Source organism: Metapseudomonas resinovorans DSM 21078, assembly GCF_000423545.1.
GTDB lineage: Bacteria > Pseudomonadota > Gammaproteobacteria > Pseudomonadales > Pseudomonadaceae > Metapseudomonas > Metapseudomonas resinovorans.
On record NZ_KE384034.1, the window covers coordinates 1 to 6,460 of the forward strand.

The 6,460-nt window shown below is 62.2% G+C and carries 5 protein-coding genes and 1 tRNA gene; 3 read left to right on the forward strand and 3 right to left on the reverse strand.

Going from position 1 to position 6,460, the window contains the following annotated elements; all coding sequences use genetic code 11:
- Positions 1-165: 165 nt before the first annotated feature.
- Genes G559_RS0127465 through G559_RS0127475 form a run of 3 tightly spaced genes read right to left on the reverse strand, consistent with a single transcriptional unit; the run spans position 166 to position 3,702 of the window.
- A complete protein-coding gene (locus G559_RS0127465; protein ID WP_028631306.1) occupies positions 166-1,065 on the reverse strand; it encodes an EamA family transporter in 900 nt (299 codons plus the stop codon).
- A 41-nt stretch (positions 1,066-1,106) separates the two neighbouring features.
- Entirely contained in the window at positions 1,107-2,666 is a 1,560-nt protein-coding gene (locus tag G559_RS0127470) for an MDR family MFS transporter (RefSeq protein ID WP_028631307.1), read from the reverse strand.
- On the reverse strand, positions 2,656-3,702 hold the full coding sequence (locus G559_RS0127475) for an HlyD family secretion protein (RefSeq protein ID WP_028631308.1): 1,047 nt from the start codon (positions 3,700-3,702) through the stop codon (positions 2,656-2,658). The genes G559_RS0127470 and G559_RS0127475 overlap by 11 nt, the downstream gene beginning before the upstream one ends.
- A gap of 107 nt (positions 3,703-3,809) precedes the next feature.
- Here G559_RS0127475 and G559_RS0127480 point away from each other — a divergent pair, with 107 nt between their 5' ends.
- The 3 genes from G559_RS0127480 to G559_RS0127490 all read left to right on the forward strand — a co-directional run bounded on the left by G559_RS0127480 (position 3,810) and on the right by G559_RS0127490 (position 6,460).
- Positions 3,810-4,730 carry a LysR family transcriptional regulator gene (locus G559_RS0127480; protein WP_028631309.1) on the forward strand — a complete coding sequence of 307 codons (921 nt, stop codon included), beginning with the start codon at positions 3,810-3,812 and terminating at the stop codon, positions 4,728-4,730.
- A 26-nt stretch (positions 4,731-4,756) separates the two neighbouring features.
- The gene (gene gltX / locus G559_RS0127485; RefSeq protein ID WP_028631310.1) at positions 4,757-6,238 is read left to right on the forward strand and encodes a glutamate--tRNA ligase; all 1,482 of its coding nucleotides are present in this window, start codon (positions 4,757-4,759) and stop codon (positions 6,236-6,238) included.
- Positions 6,239-6,384: 146 nt separating this feature from the next.
- Positions 6,385-6,460: transfer RNA gene (locus G559_RS0127490), tRNA-Ala, on the forward strand.

The window sequence follows — 6,460 nt, forward strand, 5'->3', positions numbered from 1 at the left end:
CTCGTCCAACGACGGCGGAAACAGGCTGTCCTGACCGCGCGCCTCTCCCTGGATGTAGCCCATAAACGACAATGCCCGTATCGATCGATACGGGCATTGTCTTCAGCTTCGACTCAGACGGCTAGGTTTTCACACAGTCTGGATAGGCGCCCATTTCGTTTGTCTTCAGCGGCGGCCGAAAATGATCAGCACAACGCCAGCGAGGGTGGCCAGGCACGCGAGCAGCGATGTGGCGTCAAGTCGCTCGCCGAGGATCAACAGGCCCAGCAGCAGGGCCACCACCGGGTTCACGAAGGCAAAGGTCGATACCAGGCTTGGCTTTACTTCGCGCAGCAGCCAGAAGTAGGCCGGGTAGACCCCCAGACTGACCGGGATCACCAGATACGCCATCCAGAGCCAGGCGTTCAGGCTGACGTTGGTCAACTCCACCCCATGCCAGTCGCCGCGCCAGAGGCCGAATACCGCCAGTATCAGCGTGCCTGTCAGCATCTGTAGGCTGAGGCCCATCCAGCTGGAGCGGAAGGGCGGGCGCAGCCGCAGCAGCCAGGCGCCGATGGCCCAGAGCAAGGTGGCCATGACCACCAGTCCGCCGGCGAACCATTGGTCGAACCCCGCCGCATCTCCCAGTCCGTTGCCCATCAGCATCACGATTCCGCCGCTGGCCAGGGCCAGTCCGCAGAGGACCCAGAGTGGCGGGCGGCGGTCCAGCAACCATTCCAGTGCGACGCTCCAGAGGGGCAGGGTGGTGTAAAGCATGGCCAGCATGCCGGTGGGAAGAAACTGGTTGGCGTAGATCAGTGCGCCCTGGCCGACTGCGATCAGCAGCACGCCGCCGATCAGCGCGCCACCCAGGTCGCTGCGTTGTACCTGGGTCTTGCCGCTGGCCAGCACCCAGCCCAGGGCGAGAACGCCAGCGAAGAGGAAGCGCAGGGTCGCGATAACGAAAGGCGGAAGCTCACGGAGGAGGAAGTGGTTGGCCAGGTAGGTGGTGCCCCAGCCGATGTAAATCATGGCGAAGGCACCGATCAGGAGAAGGGTGCGACGGGTTGCAGCGTGGGAAGACATGTACAGCCTGAAACGCGACGCGCCGGTTGCCCGGCGCGGGATTAGTGGGCGGCGGCGCTGGCGCCCCCGGTGGAGCCGGCGGGCAGGGCGCGGGTGAGCAGCACAGCGAGCATGCTGACGCCAAGGGCGATGCCGATGAAATGGAAGGCGTCATTGTAGGCCATGATGCTGGCCTGCTGGTGTGCGATCTCGCTGAGTTTGCCGAGGGCCGCTTGCTCGCTGCCGAGCTTTTCCGTCAACAGGGCCAAGCGCTCAGCGACTTGCGGGTTGCTCGGCACCAGGGATTCGCGCAGGTAATCGAAGTAAACCTTGGCGCGGGCGTCGAGCAGGGTGGCGAGCAAAGCGATGCCGATGGCACCGCCCAGGTTGCGCAATATGTTGAACAGGCTGGAGGCTGAGCCGGCGTCCTGAGGCTGGATGTAGGCCGTGGCGATCAGGGATACGGTCACCATCACCAACGGCTGTCCGAGTGCGCGGATGATCTGGATCTGGTTGAACTGCGGCCCGGCGAAGTCGGGATTGAGTACCCCGGACGCAAAACTGGCGTAGCCAAACAGACCGAATCCCAGGGCGCAGAGCAACTTGGGAGAGATCACCTTCATCAGCTTGGGTACCAGCGGGATGAGGAACAACTGCGGAACACCCATCCACATGATCACCTCGCCGATCTGCAGCGCGTTGTAGCCCTGGATTTGCGCCAGATACAGCGGCAGCACATAGATGGAGCCGTAGAGGCCCATGCCCAGGCCGACGCTGGAAATGCTCGACAGGCCAAAGTTGCGGTTCTTCAGGATGCCCAGGTTGATCAGCGGGTGGGGGCGCGAGACCTGGAGGATCACGAAAAGAATCAGGCTGATCAGCGCTGTACCGCCCAGGCCGACGATCAGGTCGGACTCCAGCCAGTCCTTGCGGTGACCTTCCTCAAGGAATACCTGCAGGCAGCCGAGCCCTAGCCCCAAGGTGACGATGCCGGCGTAGTCGGTGCGTTTCAGTAGTTCCCAGTGCGGCGCTTTCTTTTCCAGACCGTAGAGCAAGCCAGCGATCATCAGCAGGCCTGGCGGGACGTTGATGTAGAAGATGTACTCCCAGCCGAAGTTTTCCGTCAGCCAGCCGCCCAGAGTAGGGCCGATGGAGGGAGCGAAGGTGGCGGTAATAGCAAACAGCGCCATGCCCTTGGCGCGGTGGTGCTCCGGCAGCTTGATCAGTGTCAGGGTGAAGGCCAGCGGAATCAGCGCGCCGCCGGTGAAACCCTGCATTGCGCGGAACACGATCATGCTTTCCAGGCTCCAGGCCAGGGAGCAGAGGAGCGACGAGATGAGGAAGCCGATGGATACCCAGACTGCCAGTCGTCGCGCCGAAAGCAACTGCACCAGCCAGGCGGTGAGGGGAATCATGATGATTTCCGCCACCAGATAGGACGTGGAAATCCACGAACCTTCTTCCAGGGTCGCGGAGAGTGCGCCCTGGATGTCCTTGAGCGAAGAGTTGGTGATCTGAATGTCCAACACCGCCATGAAGGCGCCGAGCATCGCGCTCATCACCGCAATCCAGTCACGGCGGGACGGTTCGCCCGTGGGGCGAACCAGGGCGTCACCCGCCATGGTTTTCGGCCTTCAGGTGCACTTTGACGAGGACGGACATGCCCGGGCGGATTCGGCCCTTGAGCGGATTGTCTGCGGCGAAGATCAGCTTCACCGGCATGCGCTGTACCACCTTGGTGAAGTTGCCGGTGGCGTTGTCCGGCGGCAGCAGGCTGAACTGCGCGCCGGACGCGGCGAATAAGCTGTCGACTCGGCCTTCGATCGGCGTATCGGGGAAGCTGTCGAAGATCAGCACGGCGGTTTGTCCGGGCTGCATGCGCTCGATCTGGGTCTCCTTGAAGTTGGCCTGGATCCAGATATCAGCATCCGGCACTAACGAAAGAAGGTGTGCGCCGACCTGTACGTACTGGCCGTTGCGTGCAGCGCGCTGGCCGACACGCCCGTCCATGGGGGAGCGGATTTCGGTGCGGCCGAGATTCAGCTCGGCCTGGGCCACTTCGGCGCGGGCATTGGCAATTTGTGCATCGAGGCGCTTGATCTCTGCGTTGAGTGCATCCACTTGCTGGCGCTGGGCTTTGAGGTCGGCCTCGGCCTTGGCCACTTGCGAGCGGGCAACTCGCGAGTCGGCGGAAAGCGTAGTGACCCGCTCTTCGGAGATGTACCCCGGCTTGCGCAGCGTCTGGGCGCGGGACAGGTCGATCTGGGTGCGTCCGAGGGTGGCCTGGCTAGCCGCAACGTCCGCCTCGCTAGCGGCGATCGTGCTGGATTGCTGGGCCAGCTTGCTTTGTGCCTGGACCAGCTCCGCCTCGCGGGTGGCGAGCAGGGCGCGAGCGCGTTCCAGGGCAAGCTTGAAGTCGTCGGCTTCCAGGCGGACCAGCAGGTCGCCTTTCTTCACCTGCTGGTTATCGCTGACCAGCACTTCTTCGATACGGGCACCAAGTTGGCTGGACACGCGGGTGATTTCGCCCTGGACGTAGGCGTTGTCGGTGCTTTCGACGAAGCGGCCGATCAGCAGCCAGTGGACGAAGAACCCGGAAATGACCAGTGCCACCAGGGCGATGAAGACGAACAGGCGGCGTTGCAGTTTGGCAGGCATGGAAAACGTTGCTCGAAGTCTTTTCAGAATGTTGCGAATCTAGCAGTGTTCCGCCCTGGCAAATAGCCAGTACAATTCAGAAACTTTGTTGCTTATAGGGAACAATAATGGGGCTGGATGATGCGCTGATCTTCACTCGCGTAGTCGAGTGCCACAGCTTTACTCAGGCAGCTCAGAGCCTGGGCATGCAGAAGTCGACTGTCAGTAGGCGCATAGCGCTGCTGGAAGAGCGCCTCGGCGTACGTCTGCTCAACCGCACCACGCGCAAGCTTCGCTTGACTGAAGTTGGCCTGGCCTACTACGAGCGCTGCCGGCAGATCATGCTGGACTTCGCCGAAGCCGAGCAGGCCGTGATGCAGTTGCAGCAGGAGCCGTCCGGTCTGCTGCGTGTGACCGCGCCCATCGAGTTTGGCCAATTGTTCCTTGGCAAGGTGTTGGGCAGCTTCATGCGCCAGTATCCGCAGATCACGGCAGAAGTGGAGATCACCTCGCGCAACGTCGATCCGCTGGAGGAGGGCGTGGACATCGCCATCATGATCGGGCAGCCCCAGGATTCCACCCTGATCGCCCGCAAGCTGTTCGAGAGTGGTCGCCGGCTCTGCGCGAGCCCAGCCTACCTGGCGGCCCACGGCACCCCGCGCACAGTGGAGGCGCTGGCTGGCCACCGCGCGGTACTGTTGCCGCAGGACTCTCAACGCTACTGGATGCTGCTGGGTGAACACGTACCCTGTCAGCGCGTCCTCTATTGCAACAACATTACCTTCGCCCGCGAAGCGGTTCTGGCGGGGGCCGGGATTGCGGCGTTGCCGCTGATGTTCACCGAATCCGCCGTGCAGCGCGGTGAGCTGATCGAGCTGCTGCCCGAGGCGCGGCTGCCCAGCGGCGAAATTTATGCGGTCTATCCGTCTCGGCGGTTCCAGGCAATGAAGGTCAAGGCCTTCCTCGACTTCCTGATGCGCAGCCTGCCGGTGCAGGAAGGACACTTGCTGGAGCCCGTGGCGGCCAGCCTGATAAGATCGCGCCTTTGATCGTCCCCCTGTTTCGAGAGCAATCCATGACCACCGTCCGTACCCGTATCGCGCCGTCGCCCACCGGCGACCCGCACGTGGGCACCGCCTACATCGCCCTGTTCAACCTGTGTTTTGCGCGCCAGCACGGCGGTCAGTTCATCCTGCGCATCGAAGATACCGACCAACTGCGCTCTACCCGTGAGTCCGAGCAGCAGATCTATGATGCGCTGCGCTGGCTGGGCATCGAGTGGGATGAAGGTCCTGATGTCGGTGGCCCGCACGGTCCCTATCGCCAGAGCGAACGTGGCGATATCTACAAGAAGTACTCTCAGGAGCTGGTGGACAAGGGTCATGCCTTCCCCTGCTTCTGCACCTCAGAGCGTCTGGACAAGCTGCGCGCCGAGCAAACCGAGCGCAAGGAAACCCCGCGCTACGACGGCCACTGTATGCACCTGCCCAAGGACGATGCCGATAAGCGTATTGCCGCCGGCGAACCCCATGTCGTACGGATGAAGGTGCCAACCGAAGGCGTCTGCGTGGTGCCGGACCTGCTCCGTGGTGATGTGGAAATCCCGTGGGATCGCATGGACATGCAGGTCCTGATGAAGACTGACGGTTTGCCGACCTATTTCCTCGCCAACGTGGTGGATGACCACCTGATGGGCATCACCCATGTGCTGCGTGGAGAAGAGTGGCTGCCCTCGGCGCCCAAGCTGATCAAACTCTACGAGTACTTTGGCTGGGAACAACCCAAACTCTGCTACATGCCGCTGCTGCGCAATCCGGACAAGAGCAAGCTGTCCAAGCGCAAGAACCCCACATCCATCACCTTCTATGAGCGCATGGGCTTCCTGCCAGAAGCGATGCTCAACTACCTTGGCCGCATGGGTTGGTCCATGCCGGACGAGCGCGAGAAGTTCTCCCTGGCCGAAATGGTCGAGCACTTCGATCTGTCGCGCATTTCCCTGGGTGGTCCGATCTTCGACCTGGAGAAGCTGTCCTGGCTGAACGGTCAGTGGATCCGGGAGCTGCCGGTAGAACGCTTCGCTGCCGAGGTGCAGAAGTGGGCGCTCAATCCCGAGTACCTGATGCGCATCGCGCCGCACGTGCAGGGTAGGGTGGAAACCTTCAGCCAGATCGCGCCGCTGGCCGGTTTCTTCTTCTCCGGTGGCGTGCCGCTGGATGCAAAACTGTTCGAGCACAAGAAGCTCGGCCCGGACCAGGTGCGTCAGGTCATGCAGTTGGTGCTGTGGAAGCTGGAATCCCTGCGTCAGTGGGAAAAGGACCGCATCACCGGTTGCATCCAGGCCGTGGCCGAAAGCCTGGAGCTCAAGCTGCGTGATGTCATGCCGCTGATGTTCCCGGCCATCACTGGCCAGGCCAGCTCGGTATCGGTACTCGACGCCATGGAAATCCTCGGGGCTGATCTCAGCCGCTTCCGTCTGCGCCAGGCCATCGAGCTGCTCGGTGGCGTGTCGAAGAAGGAAACCAAGGAGTGGGAGAAGCTGCTCGCGGCCATCGCGTGATGGCCCGCCGGCTGGTGCGGGGAGGTCCCTGCATCGGCCGAGGTTGGGTAAGTGGTTGTTCTTCCAGATAAAAAAGTTCGTGTTGTTGAAAAAATAGTGTTGACAGCAGGAGGGGGCGCCCCTAATATGCGCCCCGTCCTCGCGACGGGGCTATAGCTCAGCTGGGAGAGCGCTTGCATGGCATGCAAGAGGTCGACGGTTCGATCCCGTCTAGCTCCACCA